Source organism: Streptomyces sp. NPDC058289, from assembly GCF_042880975.1.
In the GTDB taxonomy this organism is placed as follows: domain Bacteria; phylum Actinomycetota; class Actinomycetes; order Streptomycetales; family Streptomycetaceae; genus Streptomyces; species Streptomyces stoeckheimensis.
Map to the genome: position 1 here is coordinate 17,580 of NZ_JBHVYI010000014.1, position 21,314 is coordinate 38,893.

The window sequence follows — 21,314 nt, forward strand, 5'->3', positions numbered from 1 at the left end:
GGTCAGAAGTCCTTTCGAGCGGTCAGCTGAGCCGACTCAGATGTCGAGGAAGCGAACGTCCTTGGCGTTGCGCTGGATGAAGGAGCGCCGGGCTTCGACGTCCTCACCCATCAGCACCGAGAACAGGTCGTCGGCCTGCGCGGCGTCGTCCAGGGTGACCTGGCCGAGCACGCGGTGGTCCACGTCCATGGTGGTGATGCGCAGTTCCTCGGCGTTCATCTCGCCCAGACCCTTGAAGCGCTGGATCGAGTCTTCCTTGATCCGCTTGCCCAGCCCCTTGCCGAGCTCGACGAGGGCGTCGCGCTCGCGGTCGGAGTACGCGTACTCGAAGTCGTCCCGGCCCCACTTGATCTTGTAGAGCGGCGGGCGCGAGAGGTACACGTGCCCGGCCTCGACCAGCGGCCGCATGAAGCGGAACAGGAAGGTCAGCAGCAGGGTGTTGATGTGCTGGCCGTCGACGTCGGCGTCAGCCATCAGGATGATCTTGTGATAGCGCAGCTTCTCGATGTCGAAGTCCTCGTGGACACCGGTGCCGAAGGCGCTGATCAGCGCCTGGACCTCGGTGTTCTGGAGGATCTTGTCGATGCGCGCCTTCTCGACGTTCAGGATCTTGCCGCGGATGGGCAGGATGGCCTGGTACATCGGGTTGCGGCCGGACTTGGCGGAGCCGCCGGCCGAGTCGCCCTCGACGATGAAGATCTCGCACTTGGTCGGGTCGTTGGACTGGCAGTCCGACAGCTTGCCCGGCAGCGAGGCGCTCTCCAGCAGGCCCTTGCGGCGCGTCAGGTCGCGGGCCTTGCGGGCCGCGACGCGCGCCGTGGCCGCGTTGATCGACTTGCGGATGATGTCCGCGGCCTCGTTCGGGTTCCGGTCGAACCAGTCGTTGAGGTGCTCGTGGACGACCTTCTGCACGAAGGTCTTGGCCTCCGTGTTGCCCAGCTTGGTCTTCGTCTGCCCCTCGAACTGCGGCTCGCCCAGCTTGATCGAGATGATCGCCGTCAGACCCTCGCGGATGTCCTCGCCGGCGAGGTTGTCGTCCTTCTCGCGGAGGAACTTCTTCTCACGCGCGTAGCGGTTGACCAGACCCGTCATCGCCGCGCGGAAACCCTCTTCGTGGGTACCGCCCTCGTGCGTGTGGATCGTGTTCGCGAAGGAGTAGACGCCCTCGGTGTACTGCGAGTTCCACTGCATCGCGATCTCGACCGAGAGCATGCGCTCCTTGTCCTCGGCCTCGACGTCGATGACGGTCGGGTGGATGAGCTCGCCCTTGCGCGAGTTCAGGTGCTTCACGAAGTCGACGATGCCGCCCTCGTAGTAGTACTTGACCGTGCGCGCCTGGTCGTCGTCGGTCACCTCGGCCGTGTCCGAGCCCACCGTCGCCTTGGCCGACTCGCGCTCGTCCGTCAGCGTGAGGGTCAGGCCCTTGTTGAGGAAGGCCATCTCCTGGAAGCGGCGCGCGAGCGTCTCGAAGGAGTACTCGGTCGTCTCGAAGATGTCGGGGTCGGCCCAGAACGTCACCGAGGTGCCGGTCTCGGACGTCTCCTCGTTCTTGGCGAGGGGCGCGGTCGGGACACCGAGCTTGTAGTCCTGGGTCCAGCGGTGGCCGTCGGTCTTGACCTCGACGGCGACCTTGGTCGACAGGGCGTTCACGACGGAGACGCCGACGCCGTGCAGACCACCGGAGACGGCGTAGCCGCCGCCGCCGAACTTGCCGCCCGCGTGCAGGACCGTCAGCACGACCTCGACGGCCGGCTTGCCCTCGGACTTCACGATGCCGACCGGGATGCCGCGGCCGTTGTCGATGACGCGCACGCCGCCGTCCGGCAGGATCGTCACGTCGATGGTGTCCGCGTGCCCGGCCATGGCCTCGTCGACGGAGTTGTCGACGACCTCTTGCACCAGGTGGTGCAGGCCGCGCTCGCCGGTCGAGCCGATGTACATACCGGGCCGCTTACGGACCGCGTCCAGGCCCTCCAGGACCTGGATGGCACCTGCGTCGTACGCCTTGTCCTCACCGTTCCCGGCGGACTTGTTCTTCTCGTTGGGGTTGCCCGAATCGGCCACGAAGCGCCCTTTCTGGCACAGCACAGGCCGGACTCCGGGGCCAGCAGGCATGCAAGCAGGAGCGGCTGCGTCGATCTGCGTTGTCAGCGGTGGTCAGCTTTACTCGACTGAATCCCGCGCGTGCGCGGGATTCTCGTTCAGTCTACCGGTATCACCCCCATGAATGGGCGTTTGCCGGTCCCTGAGTCCGCATGTGCCGCCCCGAAACTCCTCTCTCCGACTCCCCATATCCGGGGAGGGGCCCAAAGAGGCTCACACGGGCATTGAGCGCTTCGGGCTGTCAACCTCCCGCTACCGTGAGGGACACCACCCGCACAGCCGTCCGTACGTTCGTCCACCGGATCTCTACTCACCCGTACGGGTGCGCGCGCCAGCGGGGCTGCGGACACCGGGGCAGGGGGCCTGCGGACACCGCGGCACGGGGCCGGGGAAGGGACCGGGCACGGGCACGACCGGAACACGCACGGTCGAGCACGCCGGTTCGACCGCCCGGCGTTCGACCGCCCCGCGTTCGGGCGCCCCGCGTTCGGGCGCCCCGCGTTCGGGCGCGCGGAGCCGGGCCCGCCGAGTCAGGGCCGCGGGCTCACCCGTAGGTGTCCCCCGGGCCGGTGCTCCCCGGGGCCCGCCAGGGGCCGTACCGCTTCGGCCCGCCGCCCGGGCCGTGGACCTTGATCAGCCGGACGGTGCCCTGCCCCAGGTCCGCGTTGAGCCGCGCCACCAGCTGCGGGGCCAGCAGCTTCAGCTGCGCCGCCCACGCCGAGGAATCGCAGCGCACCACCAGCTCGCGGTCCTCGTACTTGTCCGGCACGCAGTGCGTGGCGATGTCCTGGCCGACGATCTCCGGCCAGCGCTCCATCACGCCCGCCACCGCCATCGGCATCTCCCAGCCGCGCTCCGTGCGCAGCCGGTCCAGCGCCGCCATCAGCGGCATCGGGTCCCGGCCGTCGGCGCGGGCGCCCGAGCGCAGGCCCGGCTGGTAGCGGCCCTTCTTGTTCTGCGCCGCGTTGCCACGGGCCCGTGCCTGCTCGCGCGCCGCCGCCAGCGCCTGGCGCGCCAGGTCCACCCCGGAGGGTTCGGCCGCCTTGCGCGGCGGGTCCTGCGGCCCTTCCTGCGACGGTGGGCCCTGCTCCTTGCCGCTCACAGCCGGGTCACCTCCCCGCCGGCCACCGCGAACCGGGTCCCGACCAGCACCCCGGGCACGTCGTCGTCCACCGCCGCCGTCACCAACACCTGCTCGCCCGGCGCCACCAGCTCCGCCAGCCGCTCCCGGCGCCGTGCGTCCAGCTCCGCGAACACGTCGTCGAGGATCAGCACCGGCTCGCTGCCCTCCGAGCGCAGCAGGTCGTAGGAGGCCAGCCGCAGGGCCAGCGCGTAGGACCAGGACTCTCCGTGGCTCGCGTACCCCTTGGCCGGCAGCTCCCCGAGGCGCAGCACCACGTCGTCGCGGTGCGGGCCGACCAGGGTCACCCCGCGCTCGATCTCTCCCTTGCGCACCTCGGCCAGCGCGCTGAGGAGGACCTCGTACAGGGCCTCGCGGGTGCGCACCTCGCCGCTGTCCACCTGCTCGCCCGCGGAGGACTTGTAGGCCACGCCGAGCGGGCCGCCGCCGGGCGCGAGCTGCTCGTACGCCTTGTCCGCCAGCGGCAGCAGGGTCGCGATCAGGTCGAGCCGGTGGGCCAGCAGTTCCGCGCCCGTGCGCGCCAGGTGCTGGTCCCACACGTCGAGCGTGGACAGGTCCATGGAGCGGCCGCCGTGCCGGCGGGCCATCGCCGCCGACTTCAGCAGGGTGTTGCGCTGCTTGAGGACCCGCTCGTAGTCCGAGCGGACGGCCGCCATGCGCGGCGAGCGGGCCGTGACGAGCTCGTCGAGGAACCGGCGCCGCTCCCCGGGGTCGCCCTTGACCAGCGCCAGGTCCTCGGGGGCGAACAGCACCGTACGCACGATGCCCAGTACGTCCCGCGGCCTGACCTGCGAGGACCTGTTGATCCGGGCCCGGTTGGCGCGGCCCGGGTTCAGTTCCAGCTCCACGAGCTGCTGCCGCTCGCCCTGGGTGACCGCGGCCCGGATGACGGCGCGCTCGGCGCCCATCCGCACGAGCGGGGCGTCCGCGGAGACGCGGTGGCTGCCGAGGGTCGCGAGGTAGCCGATCGCCTCGACGAGATTGGTCTTGCCCTGCCCGTTGGGGCCCACGAAAGCGGTGACGCCCGGGTCGAGGGGAACCTCGGCCCGGGCGTACGAGCGGAAGTCGGCCAACGAGAGATGCGAAACGTGCATGTGGCGCCGACCTCCCCCGGCTTCCTGCTGCTCTGTCGTACTCCGCTCCACAGGCTGTGGACCTACAGGGTGTGGACCTGTGGACCTGTGGAGCGGTTGTGGACTACTTCTTCTCGACCGCGTGGCCGCCGAACTGGTTGCGCAGCGCGGCGATCATCTTCATCTGCGGGGAGTCCTCCTGGCGGGACGCGAAGCGCGCGAAGAGCGAGGCCGTGATCGCGGGCAGCGGCACGGCGTTGTCGATCGCGGCCTCGACCGTCCAGCGGCCCTCGCCGGAGTCCTGCGCGAAGCCGCGCAGCTGCTGCAGGTGCTCGTCCTCGTCCAGCGCGTTCACGGCCAGGTCCAGCAGCCAGGAACGGATGACCGTGCCCTCCTGCCAGGACCGGAACACCTCGCGGACGTCGGTGACCGAGTCGACCTTCTCCAGGAGCTCCCAGCCCTCGGCGTAGGCCTGCATCATGGCGTACTCGATGCCGTTGTGGACCATCTTCGCGAAGTGGCCGGCACCGATCTTGCCCGCGTGCACGGCGCCGAACTCGCCCTCGGGCTTGAGGGCGTCGAAGATCGGCTGGACGGCCGCGACGTGCTCCTTGTCGCCGCCGTACATCAGCGCGTAGCCGTTCTCCAGGCCCCAGACGCCGCCCGAGACACCGCAGTCCACGAAGCCGATGCCCTTGGCGGCCAGTTCGGCGCCGTGCTTCTCGTCGTCGGTCCAGCGGGAGTTGCCGCCGTCGACGACGATGTCGCCCGGCGAGAGCAGTCCGGCGAGCTCGTCCACGGTGGACTGGGTCGCCGCGCCGGCCGGGACCATGACCCACACCACGCGGGGGGCCTGCAGGCTGTCCACAAGTTCCGACAGGCTGTGGACATCGGCGAGGTCCGGGTTGCGGTCGAATCCGATGACGGTGTGGCCGGCGCGGCGGATGCGCTCGCGCATGTTGCCGCCCATCTTGCCGAGACCGACGAGACCAAGCTCCATCAGGTGTTCCTTAAGCGTTGTGGCCGTCTGTGCCGGGGTTCACCCCTGCCCGGGGACATCCCCCCGTGCCGAGCCTACGCCGGGCCGTGCCGCCCGGCGCCACGGGCACTCCGGGTGTCGGCGCCGAGGCGCCGGGCGGGCCGCGCACGAGGCTCCGTACGGGCTCCTGCCCGCCCGCCACACGGCCCCTGTGGGGCTTCTACGGGGCTGCGCGGGCCGGAGGCGGCAAGCCCCTCGGGCCCGGTCCCGCGGGAAGCGGGGCCGGGCCCGAGGGGCTTGCCGCGTCGTTTCCCGGTCTCAGCCGGAGAGGCGGACCGGCATGATCAGGTACTTGTACGCCTCGTCGGCCTCGGCGTCGACCGCCGGGCGGCCGCTGAGCAGCGCCGGCTTGGTGGACGTGGTGAAGCTCAGCTGCGCGGCCGGCGAGTCGATCGCGCTCAGGCCGTCCAGCAGGAAGGTCGGGTTGAAGGCGATCGAGATGTCGTCGCCCTCCAGCTTCGCGTCGACGCGCTCCACAGCCTGTGCATCGTCGGAGGAGCCGGCCTCCAGGATCAGCACGCCCTGCTCGAAGCTGAGGCGGACCGGGGTGTTGCGCTCGGCGACGAGGGCCACGCGCTTGACGGCCTCGACGAACGGGGCGGTCTCGATCACGGCGACCGAGTTGAACTCCGTCGGGAACAGCGTGCGGTACTTCGGCAGGTCGCCCTCGAGGAGGCGGGTGGTGGTGCGGCGGCCGGCGCCCTCGAAGCCGATGAGGCCCTCGCCCTGGCCGGAGCCCGACAGCGCGATGGTGACCGTGTCGCCGCTGGTGAGCGACTTGGCGGTGTCCAGGAGGGTCTTGGCGGGCACCAGGGCCACGGCCGAGGCCTCGGGGTCCTCGGGCTTCCACAGGAACTCGCGGACCGCGAAGCGGTAGCGGTCGGTGGAGGCGAGGGTGACCTTGTCGCCCTCGATCTCGATGCGGACACCGGTCAGCACGGGCAGCGTGTCGTCGCGGCCGGCGGCGATGGCGACCTGGGCGGCGGCCGAGGCGAAGACCTCGCCGGGCACGGTGCCGGTCGCGGTGGGCATCGTCGGCAGTGCCGGGTATTCCTCCACAGGCAGGGTGTGGAGCGTGAATCGCGAGGAGCCGCAGACCACGGTCGCCCGTACACCGTCTGTGGAAATCTCCACCGGACGGTTGGGGAGGGCGCGGCAGATGTCGGCGAGCAGCCGGCCGGAGACCAGGACGGTGCCGTCCTCCTCGACGTCCGCCTCGACGGAGACCCGGGCCGAAACCTCGTAGTCGAAGCCGGAGAGGGACAGCTTGCCCTCCTCGGCCTTCAGCAGCAGGCCCGCGAGAACGGGCACCGGCGGCCGGGCCGGGAGGCTACGGGCAGCCCAGGCCACCGCCTCCGCGAGTACGTCGCGCTCCACCCGGATCTTCACCGGAAACCGCCTCCTGCTGTTGCTCGCTCGTCTGCCGGCCTTCGTCGTCGGCTCGTCGATGCCTCGACCGATGCCGGGGACCAGTCTGACGTACGGCGCCGACAGTCGTCGCTGCCGGCGGTCAAGTCGGGAGCGAGGTGTCGGGGAGGGCGATCCACGGAGTTGTGCACAGGACCTGCTTGAAAACCGAAACCGGGCTAACTCTCTATGGGGGTAGTAGTAGGGCCTGTGGAAACGGTGGATAACAGTGTTTTTGCAGGTCAGCCCGCGTTTTTTATCCCCACACCCTGTGGGTGACACCGGTGGACAACCAGGCGTCTCTGTGGAGAACGAAAAGTTCTGCACAGGCCATCCCCAGATGACCCCGATTACTCCACAGGTGCGTCCCCAGGTTTTCCCGAGTACTCCACAACCCAAACGTCGACTTCGGTGTGACCGCTTTCACTCGGGGCGGTGACAGGGGGCTTCTCGTTGCCGAACAGTGGACAACGGTGTGGGGAACTCGTCTGATCCTGTGCACAGGACCCGGGAAGCTGTGGACCACCGGTGGACAACGCGGTGGACGGACCTGTGGATGAATATTTTGTCCACAGCCTGTGGATAGTCGTTGCGCACAAATCCACAGGGGGCTGACCAGCCCTGATGGTGCCTCACACCTGGGCCCTGTGGACAGTTTTGTGGGCGGCGCAGCCCGTCCCCAGGGTGTGGACGAAAGAAAGTCGCCCAATCTGTGGATGAGTTGCCTTCGAGGGGGCGTATTCGAACAAGTTGGGGGCGCACGCACGAAGAAGGGCGCCCCCGAAGTGACCCGGAAGCGCCCTCTCACAGCGTTTGAAGGGGCCTCGAAGGCACCCGTACGGCACGTACACAGAGCCGGCGTCAGCCGTTCTTGATGCGGTTGGTGAGCTCGGTCACCTGGTTGTAGATGGACCGGCGTTCCGCCATCAGAGCGCGGATCTTGCGGTCCGCGTGCATGACGGTGGTGTGGTCGCGGCCGCCGAACTGCGCCCCGATCTTGGGCAGCGAGAGGTCCGTGAGCTCCCGGCACAGGTACATGGCGATCTGCCGGGCGGTGACCAGTACGCGGCTGCGCGAGGAGCCGCACAGGTCGTCCACGGTCAGTCCGAAGTAGTCGGCGGTGGCGGCCATGATGTCCGTCGCCGTGATCTCGGGCGCGCTGTCCTCGCCGCCGGGGATCAGGTTCTTCAGTACGTCCTCGGTCAGACCCAGGTCCACCGGCTGCCGGTTCAGGCTCGCGAAGGCCGTGACCCGGATCAGCGCCCCCTCCAGCTCGCGGATGTTGCGCGAGATGCGGGAGGCGATGAACTCCAGCACCTCCGGCGGGGCGTTGAGCTGCTCCTGAACGGCCTTCTTGCGCAGGATCGCGATACGGGTCTCCAGCTCGGGCGGCTGGACGTCGGTGATCAGACCCCACTCGAAGCGGTTGCGGAGCCGGTCCTCCAGGGTGACGAGCTGCTTGGGCGGCCGGTCGGAGGAGAGCACGATCTGCTTGTTGGCGTTGTGGAGCGTGTTGAAGGTGTGGAAGAACTCCTCCTGCGTCGACTCCTTGCTCGCGAGGAACTGGATGTCGTCGACGAGCAGGATGTCCATCTCGCGGTAGCGCTTGCGGAACGCATCGCCCTTGCCGTCGCGGATCGAGTTGATGAACTCGTTGGTGAACTCCTCGGAGCTCACGTACCGCACGCGGGTGCCGGGGTAGAGGCTCCGCGCGTAGTGCCCGATGGCGTGCAGCAGGTGCGTCTTGCCGAGGCCCGACTCCCCGTAGATGAAGAGGGGGTTGTACGCCTTCGCCGGCGCCTCGGCGACGGCCACCGCGGCGGCGTGCGCGAAGCGGTTGGAGGCACCGATGACGAAGGTGTCGAAGAGGTACTTGGGGTTCAGCCGGGCGGTCGGCTCCAGCGGTCCCGAGGTGGAACCGCCGGACGGCGCCGAGGGCGCGGGCCGGCTGGGTGCCTGCCGCGCGGGCGGCTGGTCGTACTGCTGCTCGTACTGGCGGGAGGAGCGCTGCTGCTGGCCCTCGTACTGCTGCTGCTCGTACTTCTGCTGTTCGTAGGAGCCCTGGTCGTAGGAGGAGGGCTCGGACTGCTGCATGTAGCCCGGCTGCGGCGAGGCGTACGGGTCGCGCTCGGGGAAGCCGCCGAGGCGGGGCTGCTGCCAGCCGTAGTCGTCCTGCTGGCCGCCGCGGGGCCACGCGCCGGGCTCGGAGCGCTGCTGCTGGTAGTCCGGGTAGGCGGGACGCGCGTTGGGGAGCTGGTCGTCCGCCGGGCCGGTGTGGCCGCCGGGGCCCGTGTGGCCCATGGGACCGGTGTGCCCGCCGGGGCGCTGGCCGCCGTACGGTTCGTAGCCGTCGCGGGAGGAAGAGGCGGAGGGGGCCGGGGGCGAGGGCTCGCCGGCGGAGTCGTCGACCGTGATGGCGATCCGGATGGGGCGGCCGCACTCACGGCTGAGGGCGTCGCTGATGAGCGGGGCGAGCCGGCCTTCGAGGACCCGCTTGCCGTACTCATTGGGGACGGCGAGCAGCGCGGTGTCCGCCACCAGGGCCAGGGGCTGACAGCGCTCGACCCACTGCTTGTCCTTGGGCTCGATGCTGTTCTGTCCCTCCCCGAGGAGCTTTTCGAGCACCCTTGGCCACACTGCGGCAAGATCGGCAGGTACGTCAGCCACAGAGCACGCTCTCTCAGAGGGGGTCCCACGAATGTGTGGTTCTTTGGGACGGTCGGGACAAAAAATCCAGGGTCAGGCAACGGTAGTCAGGCCAGCGGGTACGGTTCAAGTCGTTGTCCACAGCCTGTGCACAGTGTGGGGCACCGTCGGCTCGGTTTGACCGGATGGCGTAGCCGCGCGTACCGTAACGAGGTCGAGTTGTCGATGGCTGCTGCCGCCTGCCTACCGATGGGCGAAGATCACTGATCGTGATCGTTTTGCGGTGCCACTCGGGCGAACACGCGAGTTTTCTCCTCGTGGGCGCACGGTGACAGCCAGGCGATGTCCCGCCTAAACGATTTATTCTCTGGAGCCCCCGAGTGAGCAAGCGCACCTTCCAGCCGAACAACCGCCGTCGTGCCAAGACCCACGGCTTCCGTCTCCGGATGCGTACCCGTGCCGGCCGCGCCATCCTCGCGAACCGTCGTGGCAAGGGCCGCGCCGAACTCTCCGCGTAACTGACGGGCGGATCGTGACGTCGTGCTGTCTCCCGAACATCGGCTGAGGCGGCGCGAGGACTTCGCGAGCGCGGTACGTCGAGGTCGTCGGGCTGGTCGCCCGCTCCTCGTCGTCCACCTACGTACAAGCGGTGCAACGGACCCGCACGAGTCGGGGGAGATCGATCCCTCGACGCGTGCGGGTTTCGTCGTCAGCAAGGCTGTCGGCATCGCTGTCGTACGCAACCGGGTCAAGCGCCGTTTGCGCCATCTCGTCCGCGAGCGGCTGTCCCAGCTGCCCGAAGGTAGCCTGATGGTGGTACGGGCTCTGCCCGGAGCGGGTGATGCCGGTCTCGACGAGCTGGCCCGGGACCTTGATGCCGCACTGCTGCGGCTCTTGGGAGGCGTGGCTCGATGAAGTACCCGCTGCTCGCATTGATCAAGCTGTACCAGTGGACGATCAGTCCGCTGCTCGGGCCGGTGTGCCGCTACTACCCCTCGTGTTCGCACTACGGGTACACGGCCATCGACCGGCATGGTGCGGTGAAGGGGACGGCTCTGACCGCCTGGCGGATCCTGCGGTGCAATCCGTGGTCCCCGGGTGGTGTGGACCACGTCCCACCCCGGAAACGCCCGCGTTGGCACGAGCAGCTGCGCAGTGCGTTGCGTAGATCTCGCAATGCTCAAGGAGCCTGATTAGTGGACACGATTGCCAGTCTGTTCAGCTTTATTACCACGCCTGTCTCGTGGATCATCGTCCAGTTCCACAAGGTGTACGGCGCCATGTTCGGCGCCGACAGTGGCTGGGCCTGGGGCCTGTCCATCGTCTCCCTGGTGATCTTGATCCGTATCTGCCTGATCCCGCTCTTCGTGAAGCAGATCAAGGCGACGCGCGGCATGCAGGCGATCCAGCCGAAGATGAAGGCGATCCAGGAGCGCTACAAGAACGACAAGCAGCGCCAGTCCGAAGAGATGATGAAGCTGTACAAGGAGACGGGTACCAACCCGCTCTCCTCGTGCCTTCCCATCCTGGCGCAGTCTCCGTTCTTCTTCGCGCTCTACCACGTGCTCGCCTCCATCGCCAACGGGACCACGATCGGCAAGATCGACGGCCCGCTGCTGGAGAGCGCGCGTAACGCGCACATCTTCGGTGCCCCGCTCGCGTCCAAGTTCACGGACAGCGCGGACAAGGTCGCCGCTCTGGGCGCCTCGATCACCGACGTGCGGATCGTCACCGCGATCATGATCGTGATGATGTCGCTGTCGCAGTTCTACACGCAGCGCCAGCTGATGCAGAAGAACGTCGACCTCTCGGTCAAGACGCCGTTCATGCAGCAGCAGAAGATGCTGATGTACGTCTTCCCCCTGATCTTCGCGGTCATGGGCATCAACTTCCCCGTCGGTGTCCTCGTCTACTGGCTGACCACGAACCTGTGGACCATGGGCCAGCAGATGTTCGTGATCAACCGGAACCCCACCCCGGGCAGCCTGGCCCAGGACCAGTACCTGACGCGCCTGCTGAAGCAGATCACCTCGCACGGCGAGCTCAAGAGCCGGGGCAAGAAGAAGATCGTCGCGGCGATCGTGGCCAAGGGCCCGGACCGCAACGACAACGAGCGCAAGTTCATCACCGGTCTGACCAAGCAGGGCCTGGCCGCGCAGGCGGACGGCTCCGTGGCGAAGAGCGTCGAGGCGACGGTCGACTCCGATGCGTCCGGCGGTGGTGCCCAGAAGCGCCAGCAGCCCAAGCGTCAGTCGAAGTCGCAGCGTCAGACGCCCCCCAGCAAGCCCTCTCCCAAGAAGTAAGAAGGAGTCCCTCCCGTGACGGAAGGCACCACCACCGCCGCCGCTGAGAGTGGCGACACCCTGACCCGCCTCGAGCAGGAGGGTGAGATCGCGGCCGACTACCTTGAGGGTCTGCTGGACATCGCCGACCTGGACGGCGACATCGACATGGACGTCGAGGCGGACCGCGCCTCTGTCTCCATCGTCAGCGACTCCGCGCGCGACCTGCAGAAGCTCGTCGGCCGTGACGGCGAGGTGCTGGAGGCTCTGCAGGAGCTGACCCGCCTCGCGGTGCACCGCGAGACCGGGGACCGCAGCCGGCTGATGCTGGACATCGGCGGCTTCCGGGCGAAGAAGCGCGAGGAGCTGACGACCCTCGGTGTCAAGGCCGCGGAGGACGTGAAGACGTCCGGTGAGCCCTTGAAGCTGGACCCGATGACCCCCTTCGAGCGGAAGGTCGTCCACGACGCCGTGGCCGCCGCCGGTCTGCGGAGCGAGTCCGAGGGCGAGGAGCCGCAGCGCTTCGTCGTCGTACTTCCGGCCTGACCGGAAGCTTGAGTGTCCGGCCCCGTCTGTCTCGCAGGCGGGGCCGATCTTTGTCAGCCTGGCAGTGACGACGTGGTTTTTCATCATGCGGTACGGAAGGACGGTCCCCGTGACGGAGGCAGCTGAGCTTCCCCCGATGCCCGAAGAAGCGCCCCAGGCACCTGAAGAGGCGCGTGTGGTGTTCGGTGAGCATTTCCCGGAAGCTGTGCGGTACGCGGAGCTGCTGGCGGACGCGGGTGTCAAGCGGGGCCTGATCGGGCCGCGCGAGGTGCCGCGGCTCTGGGAGAGGCACCTGCTGAACTGCGCCGTGCTCTCGGAAGTGGTGCCCGAAGGCGTCACCGTGTGCGACGTGGGTTCGGGTGCCGGCCTCCCCGGCATTCCGCTGGCCCTGGTCCGCAGGGACCTGAAGATCACGCTGCTGGAGCCGCTGCTGCGCCGCACGAACTTCCTCCAGGAGGTCGTGGAGCTGCTGGGGCTCGACCATGTGACGGTGGTGCGCGGGCGGGCCGAGGAAGTCCTCGGCAAGCTCCAGCCGGTGCACGTGGTGACGGCGCGCGCGGTGGCTCCGCTGGACCGGCTCGCCGGATGGGGCGTACCCCTGCTGCGCCCGTACGGCGAGATGCTGGCGCTGAAGGGCGACACCGCCGAGGAGGAGCTGGTGGCGGCGAAGGCCGCGCTGACCAAGCTCGGTGTGGTGAAGACCTCGGTGCTGCACGTGGGTGAAGGGATCGTGGACCCGCTGTCCACCGTGGTGCGGGTCGAGGTCGGGGAAAGCCCCGGCGGGGTGCGGTTCGCGGCGAAGCGGGCCAAGGCCGCCCGTACGAGCCGTACGCGCCGGCGTCGCTGAGCCCCTTCCGGGCAGCGCTCGCAGGCGTATCGCTGGGGTGTTGAGCCCTATAGGTATGGATTTCGGAGTGTCGTAGCGGCCGGATGACTCCGTCCGGGCATCGTGTTTCACGTGAAACGTCGCTCTCTGCTGCACGGAATCATCAGCCGCGGTCGTGCGGCTACGTCCCCCCGTCTCCGCAAGGGCGAAGGGGGGACGGAGTTGTCCACATCGGTGGATTCATCCACAGGAGTACGGGCCCCGCTGGTTCGCGACCCCGGTGACATGGCAGGCTCTGTTCATCGCGAGCCTGATGCCGAGGAGAGTGACACCGTGCGGTCAGACGCCAACCTTGCGGGGCCGATGGCCGATCCGGTCCCCGGTCCCCGCTCTGAATCTCCGGGCGACGATGTTTCACGTGAAACATCGGCCCCGCCCCTAGTGGACAACGAAGACACGCCCATCGGCCGAGCCGCCCAGATCGCGGTCGAGGCCCTGGGACGTGCGGGTGAAGGCCTGCCCAGGCCCCCGAAGACCCGGATCATGGTGGTGGCCAACCAGAAGGGCGGCGTGGGCAAGACCACGTCGACCGTGAACCTGGCCGCATCCCTGGCCCTGCACGGTGCACGGGTCCTGGTGGTCGACCTCGACCCGCAGGGCAATGCCTCGACGGCGCTGGGCATCGACCACCACGCGGACGTGCCGTCCATCTACGACGTGCTCGTGGACAGCCGCCCGCTGATGGAGGTCGTCCAGCCGGTGGCCGACGTGGAGGGCCTCTTCTGTGCACCGGCCACGATCGATCTGGCGGGTGCGGAGATCGAGCTGGTGTCCCTCGTGGCACGGGAGAGCCGTCTCCAGCGGGCCATTCAGGCGTACGAGCAGCCGCTCGACTACATCCTGATCGACTGCCCGCCCTCGCTGGGCCTGCTGACGGTCAACGCCCTGGTCGCGGGCGCGGAGGTGCTGATCCCGATCCAGTGCGAGTACTACGCGCTGGAGGGTCTCGGTCAGCTGCTGCGCAATGTGGACCTGGTGCGGGCCCACCTGAACCCGACCCTGCACGTGTCCACGATCCTGCTGACGATGTACGACGGCAGGACCCGGTTGGCCTCGCAGGTGGCGGAGGAGGTGCGCACCCACTTCGGCAAGGAGGTGCTGCGCACGAGCATCCCGCGGTCGGTCCGCATCTCCGAGGCTCCGAGCTACGGGCAGACGGTGCTGACCTACGACCCGGGTTCCAGCGGTTCCCTCTCCTATCTGGAGGCTGCGCGGGAGATCGCGTTGCGCGGGGCCGGATTCCAGTACGACCCCCAGCACCCCCATCAGGGTGCGGGCATGAACAACACGCAGAGCATGGCGGAGGGGATCCAGTGAGTGAGCGACGTAGGGGTCTGGGGCGGGGGCTCGGCGCGCTGATTCCCGCGGCTCCCCAGGAGAAGGTGCCGCCGGTGATCGGTGCCGGGTCGACGTCTCCGTCGGCGATGCCGGTGCTGCCCTCGGAGCGGGGCATCGCGGCGGCGAAGCTGGCTTCGCTGGCGCAGGCCGATGTTTCACGTGAAACATCGCCGGTGGCCGCTTCGGTGAGCGAGCCGGAGCCGGTCGCTGCTCCGGAGGCCGGCGAGGTGGCGGGGGCTACGTTCGCGGAGCTCCCGATGGACTCCATCACGCCGAACCCGCGGCAGCCGCGCGAGGTGTTCGACGAGGACGCGCTGGCCGAGCTGGTGACCTCCATTCAGGAGGTGGGTCTGCTCCAGCCGGTGGTGGTGCGCCAGTCCGGCCCGGGCCGCTATGAGCTGATCATGGGCGAGCGGCGCTGGCGGGCATGCCGCGAGGCCGGCCTGAACCGTATTCCGGCGATCATCCGGGCCACGGACGACGAGAAGCTGCTGCTGGACGCGCTCCTGGAGAACCTGCACCGGGCGCAGCTGAACCCCTTGGAGGAAGCGGCCGCGTACGACCAGCTGCTCCAGGACTTCAACTGCACGCACGATCAGCTGGCGGACCGGATCGGGCGTTCCCGTCCGCAGGTTTCGAACACGCTGCGTCTGCTGAAGCTCTCTCCGCCCGTGCAGCGGCGGGTGGCTGCGGGTGTGCTGTCGGCGGGCCACGCGCGGGCCCTGCTGTCGGTGGACAACTCCGAGGAGCAGGACCGGCTGGCGCACCGGATCGTGGCGGAGGGGCTCTCGGTGCGTGCGGTCGAGGAGATCGTGGCGCTGATGGGTTCGGAGTCGCCGAGTGCGGTGAAGCCGAAGGGCCCGCGAGCGGGCGCCCGGGTCGCTCCCGCGCTCAACGAGCTGGCGACGCGGTTGTCGGACCGGTTCGAGACGCGGGTGAAGGTGGATCTGGGCCAGAAGAAGGGCAAGATCACCGTCGAGTTCGCGTCGATGGAGGACCTGGAGCGGATTCTGGGGACCCTGGCGCCGGGCGAGGGCCGGGTGCTGGACCAGGGCGCTGCCGGGGAGTAACGCACAGCCCGGGGGCGGGTCGTGCCGGTGCGAGCCGGTGCTGCCCGCCCCTTTGCTTGTTGCGGTTTCGGGTGATTCGAGCTGTGGATACGATGCGGTCATGGGTCGTCGGCTGGTACCTCTCACGCTGGACAACCTGCAAGACCTGCCCCGGCGTTGCCGGTCCTGTGTCTTCTGGGAGCTGGACCCCGTCAGCGGCGAGGCGGCCGTGAAGGCGGGGAACCCTGCCGAGGAGAAGGAGGCGTGGATCTCCGCCGTCCTCCTGGAGTGGGGCTCGTGCGGCCGGGTGGTCTACGTGGACGAGGTTCCCGTGGGGTTCGTTCTGTACGCGCCGCCGGCGTACGTGCCGCGTGCGACCGCGTTCCCGACCAGCCCGGTGTCCCCGGACGCCGTACAGCTCATCACCTCGTGGATCATGCCGGGGTATCAGGGCCAGGGGCTGGGGCGGGTGATGGTCCAGACGGTGGCGAAGGATCTGCTGCGCAGGGGGTTCCGGGCGATCGAGGCCTTCGGCGACGCCCGGTGGGACGGTCCGGCCTGTCTGTTGCCGGCGGACCACCTGCTGGCCGTGGGGTTCAAGACGGTACGCCCGCATCCGACGCGTCCCCGGCTGCGGTTGGAGCTGCGGTCCACGCTGTCGTGGAAGGAAGACGTGGAGCTGGCCCTGGACCGGTTGCTGGGCGCGGCCCGGAAGGAACCGGCGCTGCGTCCGCTGTGAGACGGGAGCACCTTGGTCCCGGACCGGCCTGACACGTGAACGGGGCCGCCCCTGGCAGGGGCGGCCCCATTCACGCGATCGCGTCCGGCCTCGGACGCGGGTGGGTCAGGCCTTGATGGTGACGAAGCCGTCGAGGTCGCGCAGGATGGCGGCCTTCGGCTTGGCGCCGACGATGGTCTTGACGACCTCGCCACCCTGGTAGACGTTCAGGGTCGGGATGGACATGACGCCGTACTTGGCCGCCGTCTCCGGGTTCTCGTCGATGTTGAGCTTGACGATCTCGATCTCGTCACCGTATTCGGAGGCGATGGCCTCGAGGGACGGAGCGATCTGGCGGCACGGACCGCACCAGGCGGCCCAGAAGTCCACCAGGACGGGCTTGTCGCTCTTGAGGACGTCGTCATCGAAGCTTGCGTCGGTGACGGTCTTGAGGGTGCCGGCCACAGCGGCCTCCTTCTTTTCCTGCGGGGAGTGGGGTGTGGTGCTGCTTGAGGGTGTCAGACCGCCGCGTGCGCCTTCTCGACGTCCGCGAGGGCCGCGAGGAAGCGCTCGGCGTCCAGGGCCGCGGAGCAACCCGTGCCCGCGGCGGTGATGGCCTGACGGTAGGTGTGGTCGACCACGTCGCCCGCGCCGAACACACCGGTGAGGCTGGTCCGGGTGGAGGGGGCGTCGACCTTGAGGTAGCCCTCGGCGTCGAGGTCCAGCTGGTCCTTGAACAGCTCAGTGCGCGGGTCGTGGCCGACGGCGATGAAGAGGCCGGTCACGGGCAGCGCGGAGGTCTCACCGGTCTTGGTGTTGCGCAGGGTGAGGCCGGTGAGCTTCTGCTCGCCGTGGATCTCTGCGACCTCGCTGTCCCAGGCGAACTTGATCTTCGGGTCGGCGAACGCGCGGTCCTGCATGGCCTTGGAGGCGCGCAGGGAGTCGCGGCGGTGGACGATCGTGACGGACTTGGCGAACCGGGAGAGGAAGGTGGCTTCCTCGATCGCGGTGTCACCGCCGCCGATCACGGCGATGTCGTGGTCCTTGAAGAAGAACCCGTCGCAGGTCGCGCACCAGGAGACACCGCGGCCGGAGAGGGCGTCTTCGTTGGGCAGGCCGAGCTTGCGGTGCTGGGAACCGGTGGTCACGATCACGGCCTTGGCGCGGTGCACGGTGCCGGCGGTGTCGGTGACGGTCTTGATCTCACCGGTGAGGTCCACGGCCACGACGTCGTCGGGAATCAGCTCGGCGCCGAAGCGCTCTGCCTGGCCACGCATGTTGTCCATGAGGTCCGGCCCCATGATGCCGTCCTGGAAGCCGGGGAAGTTCTCGACTTCGGTGGTGTTCATCAGCGCGCCACCGGCGGTGACGGCACCCTCGAAGACCAGGGGCTTGAGCGAAGCGCGTGCGGTGTACAGGGCGGCGGTGTAACCGGCCGGCCCGGAGCCGATGATGATCACGTTTCGTACGTCGCTCACGGGTTAATTCCTCGTCTCTGCGGACTGCCTGCTGTCTACCGGGGGGCCGGTGTGGACTCTCACCCCACCCAACGGATCCTACGGCGCCCGCATTCCCGAGTTGTCCCTCGAGCTTCGAAGCCTGTCAGCTTCTGGGGTAGGTGCTGGTGAGCAGGGGCTTTCCGGGAAGGGACGAGGGATCGGTGACGCAGGCGGAGCCGACGAGATAGGCGTCCACGACGGTGGGGTCGTCCGGATGGGGCAGGACGATGAGGAAGACGTCCTTGCCCTCGTAGGTGCCTGGTTCGAAGCCCAGGGGGGTCTCGGTGCGGCCGGTGGCTTCCTGTACGCAGGCGGGTGCCCGGAGGGCCCCGCCATCGGCCGGGGCGAGGCTCGGTTCGGACGGAGGGCTGTTCTCCACTCCGAAGGTGTTGTTCCGCTCCCCCGCCGCCTTGTCTCCGCGGGCGGCGGACGCGAGGAGCTCGCGCACCGTACCGGGGAGCCCCTGAGCGGTGTACTCGGGCGTGCCGGACCCGGATTGCGCGGTGGACGTGTCGCTCCGCGCGGACATGTCCTGGCCGGGGCGGTCACCGGACATCAGGCCGAACACGAGGACGCCGGCGGCGCACGCCGCGAGCAGCCCGCCCGCGAGAGCGATCCGGCGGCGTGCGCGACGCCGTCCGGGGCCGGTTGCGCCGGCCGGGTGACCGGAGGGCCGCAGCGCGCCGCTTTCACCGAGCGGGGCGGCGGGTGTTTCACGTGAAACATCGGGACGGGAGGACCCGTCGGCCGCTTGGGCGGGTCCGACGGGCGCGGCCTCCCGGTGCGGGGCGGTGGCGTCGAGGAGTGCTTCGGCGGCGAGGGCCGCGTCGATCCGGCCGGAGATGTCGGCGGGCATCCGGGCGGGGCCGGGCAGGGTGCCGAGCAGGGCCCGGATCTCCTCCAACGAGGCGCGGACGTCCGCGCACAGGGGGCAGTCGCCGATATGGCTGCGCACCTCCGCCGTGCGGGACGGGGAGAGGAGGCCTTCCGCCAGCTCGGAGATCTCCGAGACGTCGGGGTGCCCGATCGTGCCGGTCGCGCCGGTTGTGGGGTTCACGCTCGTCCACCTCCGCCCTTCACTGCGTTGGGATCCGGGGTCGGGTCCCCGCGGTCTGCCGCCGGTGGGACGGTTGTCCCCGGTGTCCGGTTCCTTCCCCGCTCGGTATCGGTGTTATCCCCGGTATGCGTGCGCAGATGAGTGAGGAGCGGGACGAGTTTGGCCCTGCCGCGGGCGCAGCGGCTCTTCACGGTGCCGACGGGGACATCGAGGATGCGGGCGGCCTCGGCGACGGGGTAGCCCTGCATGTCGACGAGGACCAGTGCCGCCCGCTGATCGGCCGGGAGGGTGCTCAGGGCGGCCAGTAGCTGCCGATGGAGGTCCTGGCGCTCCGCGGGAGCCTCGGCGGACTCGTGGGGCTCCAGAAGGCGCTCCAGGCGGTCCGTGTCGTCGAGGGGGGACGTCCTACGTGAAGCGGCCTTGCGGGCCCGGTCCAGGCAGGCGTTCACGGTGATGCGGTGCAGCCAGGTCGTGACGGCGGATTCGCCGCGGAAGGTGTGCGCGGCCCGGTAGGCGGAGACGAGGGCGTCCTGCACGGCGTCGGCGGCTTCCTCCCGGTCGCCGAGGGTGCGCAGGGCCACCGCCCACAGCCGATCGCGGTGCCTGCGTACGAGCTCACCGAAGGCGTCCGGGTCTCCGGCGACGTGCAGCGACAGGAGCTCCTGGTCGCTGCTGCCGCCGAGTGTGACTTCGTTCAATGCCGGCCCCCTCCCCTGCTGTCCGTCAGCCGGTGAACTTCACGTCCGTGATCGCTTGCTTGTACCCGGCGCCGGTGAAGCCGTCGGCGGGTGCCCACGGCATCGCGGTGATCCAGAGGAGGACGTACCGCGTCTTGACCGGCTTCTCCGCGGTCAGGGCGAAGCTGCTGTTGGAGGTCTTGGCCGTGGCGATCTTCGGCATGGAGGCGATCTTGCCCGACGGGTTCAGGGAATCGACCGCGTAGAGCGTGGTGGTGGTGTGGTCCCCCGCGAACCGCAGCGCTATGGAGGCGCTGCTGACCTCGTGTTCGGCGCCGAGGTCGTAGACGATGCCGACTCCGGCCTTGTAGTCCGTCTTCAGGTCGGGGCCGTCGAGGTAGAACTTGGTGCGCCAGAAGGTGGAGGAATCACCGTCGAAGGTGTTCTTGACGCCTCCGGGGTCCTGCTGATTGTCGTCCACGGAGTACTCGCGGGCCCCGGAGATGGCGAGGGGCACGGGTGCCGGCTTCTCCTGGGTGTCGCCGGCCTCCTCGTGGCTGGTCTGGCTGCCGCTGGTGCTGCCCTGGTTGCTCCGGTTGAGCAGGGTGTCGGCGAGCTGCCAGCTGCCCAGACCGAGGGCGGCGATCAGCAGGGCGGCCACGCCCCACTTGAGGACGCGCCCGGTACGGCTCTGCAGGGGCGGCGGCGGGGGGACGACGGTGAGGACCTGCGCGGTGGGCATGCCGGAGCCCTGGGGCCTGCCGTAGCTGCCTTGCTGGTACGTGGTGTGCTGGTACTCCGGAGGCGCGGTGAACGTGGGCTCCGGCGGCCGGATGCGGGGCATCGCGGCCACGGCCTTGGAGAGCTCTTCCGGGGTGGTGCAGGCGGGTTCCTGCCGCGAGGCAGTGGCCCCGTCGTTGGCGAGGGCGCGCATGGCCAGCTCGCCCAGACCCCGGTGCACGCCCGCGCGGACCTGGTCGGGGGCGATCAGGCCGACGCCCTTGGGCAGGCCGGTCAGGCCGTAGGCGTCGTTCTCGTAGGGCCAGCGCTGGGTCAGCGAGGCGTACAGGAGGGCGCCGATGGCCTCGGTGTCCGAGCGCTGCGGGGTCTCGCTGGTGATGCCGCGCAGGGCGGCGTTCACGGCGAGGCCTCGGATGCGGTACTGGCCCGTGGAGGTGCGCAGTATCGCGCTGGGGGTCAGGCGCAGGTGCGCCAGGCCCTCGCGGTGCGCGGCGGCCATGGCCTGGGAGACCTGGCTGACGAGCTGGTAGGCCTCGTGCGGCTCCATGGGGCCCGCGGCGAGGACCGCGGTGAGCTCGGTGGCGTCGGGCAGCCACTCGTGGACGACGTAGACGAGGTCGTTCTCCTCCACGGCGTCGAGGACCTGGACGAACCGGGGGTCGCCGAGCAGGGCCGAGGAGCGGGCGGCGGCCAGGACGGCACGGGCCCGCGCGTGGTCGGCGGGCAGCAGGTGGACGCCCACGGCCCGGCGCAGCTTCTCGTCCATCGCGCGCCAGCTGCTGAATCCGTCCAGACGGGTGACGCATTCTTCGAGCCGGTAGCGTCTGGCCAGCTTGTGGCCGCTGTGCAGCTCGGGCGCGGCAGCGGGTGCCGGGTTCCTGCGTTCGCCGTCCTTCTCGGGCATGGTTCCGTCCGCGGCTTGTCCGTTCTGGGTGTCCACCCCGTCGGCCGTGGCCTGGGCCGTCTCCGCGGCCAGCGGCTCGTCGCCGCTGTTGTCGGCCACGTCGACGGCAGCCGTGCTACGTTCCGCCACCGTCGTCCCCGCCTCCCCATCCGTTGCGCGCTGTCGGCCAGTCTGCGAAGCCATGCCAATTGTGCCCACAGTCCACCGA

General features: G+C 69.3%; 20 protein-coding genes and 1 pseudogene. 9 read left to right on the forward strand and 12 right to left on the reverse strand.

Going from position 1 to position 21,314, the window contains the following annotated elements:
• Positions 1 to 36: 36 nt before the first annotated feature.
• The 7 genes and pseudogenes from gyrB to dnaA (ACFVX6_RS09680) form a co-directional block, all read right to left on the reverse strand.
• On the reverse strand, positions 37 to 2,088 hold the full coding sequence (gene gyrB / locus ACFVX6_RS09650) for a DNA topoisomerase (ATP-hydrolyzing) subunit B (protein WP_389689671.1): 2,052 nt from the start codon (positions 2,086 to 2,088) through the stop codon (positions 37 to 39).
• A gap of 559 nt (positions 2,089 to 2,647) precedes the next feature.
• Positions 2,648 to 3,205 (reverse strand): DUF721 domain-containing protein, encoded by a 558-nt coding sequence (locus tag ACFVX6_RS09655; RefSeq protein WP_389689673.1) that lies wholly within the window; start codon positions 3,203 to 3,205, stop codon positions 2,648 to 2,650.
• Positions 3,202 to 4,338: a DNA replication/repair protein RecF gene (gene recF, locus ACFVX6_RS09660; protein ID WP_389689675.1), complete on the reverse strand. Its 1,137-nt coding sequence runs from the start codon at positions 4,336 to 4,338 to the stop codon at positions 3,202 to 3,204. The genes ACFVX6_RS09655 and recF overlap by 4 nt, the downstream gene beginning before the upstream one ends.
• A gap of 103 nt (positions 4,339 to 4,441) precedes the next feature.
• The gene (gene gnd / locus ACFVX6_RS09665) at positions 4,442 to 5,317 is read right to left on the reverse strand and encodes a phosphogluconate dehydrogenase (NAD(+)-dependent, decarboxylating) (RefSeq protein ID WP_389689677.1); all 876 of its coding nucleotides are present in this window, start codon (positions 5,315 to 5,317) and stop codon (positions 4,442 to 4,444) included.
• 297 nt (positions 5,318 to 5,614) lie between these two features.
• The gene (gene dnaN / locus ACFVX6_RS09670) at positions 5,615 to 6,745 is read right to left on the reverse strand and encodes a DNA polymerase III subunit beta (RefSeq protein WP_243331110.1); all 1,131 of its coding nucleotides are present in this window, start codon (positions 6,743 to 6,745) and stop codon (positions 5,615 to 5,617) included.
• Between the two features lie 879 nt (positions 6,746 to 7,624).
• Positions 7,625 to 8,857, reverse strand: coding sequence for a chromosomal replication initiator protein DnaA (dnaA, locus tag ACFVX6_RS09675; RefSeq protein WP_389689802.1), 1,233 nt, complete (start codon positions 8,855 to 8,857; stop codon positions 7,625 to 7,627).
• 11 nt (positions 8,858 to 8,868) lie between these two features.
• Positions 8,869 to 9,430: pseudogene (gene dnaA / locus ACFVX6_RS09680) on the reverse strand (chromosomal replication initiator protein DnaA); the annotation flags it as partial.
• A gap of 359 nt (positions 9,431 to 9,789) precedes the next feature.
• On the opposite strand from dnaA (ACFVX6_RS09680), the gene rpmH reads away from it, so the two are divergent.
• The 9 genes from rpmH to ACFVX6_RS09725 all read left to right on the forward strand — a co-directional run bounded on the left by rpmH (position 9,790) and on the right by ACFVX6_RS09725 (position 16,249).
• A complete protein-coding gene (rpmH, locus tag ACFVX6_RS09685; protein ID WP_100597229.1) occupies positions 9,790 to 9,927 on the forward strand; it encodes a 50S ribosomal protein L34 in 138 nt (45 codons plus the stop codon).
• Between the two features lie 22 nt (positions 9,928 to 9,949).
• Entirely contained in the window at positions 9,950 to 10,324 is a 375-nt protein-coding gene (gene rnpA / locus ACFVX6_RS09690; RefSeq protein ID WP_266906840.1) for a ribonuclease P protein component, read from the forward strand.
• On the forward strand, positions 10,321 to 10,602 hold the full coding sequence (yidD, locus tag ACFVX6_RS09695; protein ID WP_076043740.1) for a membrane protein insertion efficiency factor YidD: 282 nt from the start codon (positions 10,321 to 10,323) through the stop codon (positions 10,600 to 10,602). Before rnpA ends, yidD begins: the two co-directional genes overlap by 4 nt.
• A 3-nt stretch (positions 10,603 to 10,605) precedes the next feature.
• Positions 10,606 to 11,712 carry a membrane protein insertase YidC gene (yidC, locus tag ACFVX6_RS09700; RefSeq protein ID WP_389689680.1) on the forward strand — a complete coding sequence of 369 codons (1,107 nt, stop codon included), beginning with the start codon at positions 10,606 to 10,608 and terminating at the stop codon, positions 11,710 to 11,712.
• A 15-nt stretch (positions 11,713 to 11,727) separates the two neighbouring features.
• Complete coding sequence (locus ACFVX6_RS09705) at positions 11,728 to 12,237, forward strand: protein jag (RefSeq protein WP_389689682.1); 510 nt, start codon at positions 11,728 to 11,730, stop codon at positions 12,235 to 12,237.
• Between the two features lie 136 nt (positions 12,238 to 12,373).
• Positions 12,374 to 13,084, forward strand: a complete 711-nt coding sequence (gene rsmG, locus ACFVX6_RS09710) for a 16S rRNA (guanine(527)-N(7))-methyltransferase RsmG (protein ID WP_274551740.1) — start codon at positions 12,374 to 12,376, stop codon at positions 13,082 to 13,084.
• Positions 13,085 to 13,348: 264 nt separating this feature from the next.
• A complete protein-coding gene (locus tag ACFVX6_RS09715; protein ID WP_266956733.1) occupies positions 13,349 to 14,440 on the forward strand; it encodes a ParA family protein in 1,092 nt (363 codons plus the stop codon).
• Positions 14,437 to 15,531: a ParB/RepB/Spo0J family partition protein gene (locus ACFVX6_RS09720; RefSeq protein WP_389689684.1), complete on the forward strand. Its 1,095-nt coding sequence runs from the start codon at positions 14,437 to 14,439 to the stop codon at positions 15,529 to 15,531. The genes ACFVX6_RS09715 and ACFVX6_RS09720 overlap by 4 nt, the downstream gene beginning before the upstream one ends.
• A 100-nt stretch (positions 15,532 to 15,631) precedes the next feature.
• Positions 15,632 to 16,249, forward strand: a complete 618-nt coding sequence (locus ACFVX6_RS09725; protein WP_250738631.1) for a GNAT family N-acetyltransferase — start codon at positions 15,632 to 15,634, stop codon at positions 16,247 to 16,249.
• 105 nt (positions 16,250 to 16,354) lie between these two features.
• On the opposite strand, the gene trxA is transcribed toward ACFVX6_RS09725, so the two are convergent.
• The 5 genes from trxA to ACFVX6_RS09750 all read right to left on the reverse strand — a co-directional run bounded on the left by trxA (position 16,355) and on the right by ACFVX6_RS09750 (position 21,235).
• Positions 16,355 to 16,693, reverse strand: coding sequence for a thioredoxin (trxA, locus tag ACFVX6_RS09730; protein ID WP_266906852.1), 339 nt, complete (start codon positions 16,691 to 16,693; stop codon positions 16,355 to 16,357).
• A gap of 53 nt (positions 16,694 to 16,746) precedes the next feature.
• A complete protein-coding gene (gene trxB / locus ACFVX6_RS09735; RefSeq protein WP_389689687.1) occupies positions 16,747 to 17,706 on the reverse strand; it encodes a thioredoxin-disulfide reductase in 960 nt (319 codons plus the stop codon).
• 124 nt (positions 17,707 to 17,830) lie between these two features.
• Positions 17,831 to 18,784 carry an anti-sigma factor family protein gene (locus ACFVX6_RS09740; protein WP_389689689.1) on the reverse strand — a complete coding sequence of 318 codons (954 nt, stop codon included), beginning with the start codon at positions 18,782 to 18,784 and terminating at the stop codon, positions 17,831 to 17,833.
• Positions 18,781 to 19,482: an RNA polymerase sigma factor SigM gene (gene sigM / locus ACFVX6_RS09745; RefSeq protein WP_389689691.1), complete on the reverse strand. Its 702-nt coding sequence runs from the start codon at positions 19,480 to 19,482 to the stop codon at positions 18,781 to 18,783. Before sigM ends, ACFVX6_RS09740 begins: the two co-directional genes overlap by 4 nt.
• A gap of 25 nt (positions 19,483 to 19,507) precedes the next feature.
• Positions 19,508 to 21,235 carry a protein kinase family protein gene (locus ACFVX6_RS09750; RefSeq protein ID WP_389689693.1) on the reverse strand — a complete coding sequence of 576 codons (1,728 nt, stop codon included), beginning with the start codon at positions 21,233 to 21,235 and terminating at the stop codon, positions 19,508 to 19,510.
• Positions 21,236 to 21,314: the final 79 nt, after the last annotated feature.

Coding starts and splice junctions, on each gene's coding strand:
- recF (WP_389689675.1), bottom strand. CDS start 4,338: ATGCACGTTTCGCATCTCTCGTTGGCCGACTTCCGCTCGTACGCCCGG.
- gnd (WP_389689677.1), bottom strand. CDS start 5,317: ATGGAGCTTGGTCTCGTCGGTCTCGGCAAGATGGGCGGCAACATGCGC.
- dnaA (WP_389689802.1), bottom strand. CDS start 8,857: ATGCAGCAGTCCGAGCCCTCCTCCTACGACCAGGGCTCCTACGAACAG.
- yidD (WP_076043740.1), top strand. CDS start 10,321: ATGAAGTACCCGCTGCTCGCATTGATCAAGCTGTACCAGTGGACGATC.
- rsmG (WP_274551740.1), top strand. CDS start 12,374: ATGCCCGAAGAAGCGCCCCAGGCACCTGAAGAGGCGCGTGTGGTGTTC.
- ACFVX6_RS09715 (WP_266956733.1), top strand. CDS start 13,349: ATGGCAGGCTCTGTTCATCGCGAGCCTGATGCCGAGGAGAGTGACACC.
- ACFVX6_RS09725 (WP_250738631.1), top strand. CDS start 15,632: ATGGGTCGTCGGCTGGTACCTCTCACGCTGGACAACCTGCAAGACCTG.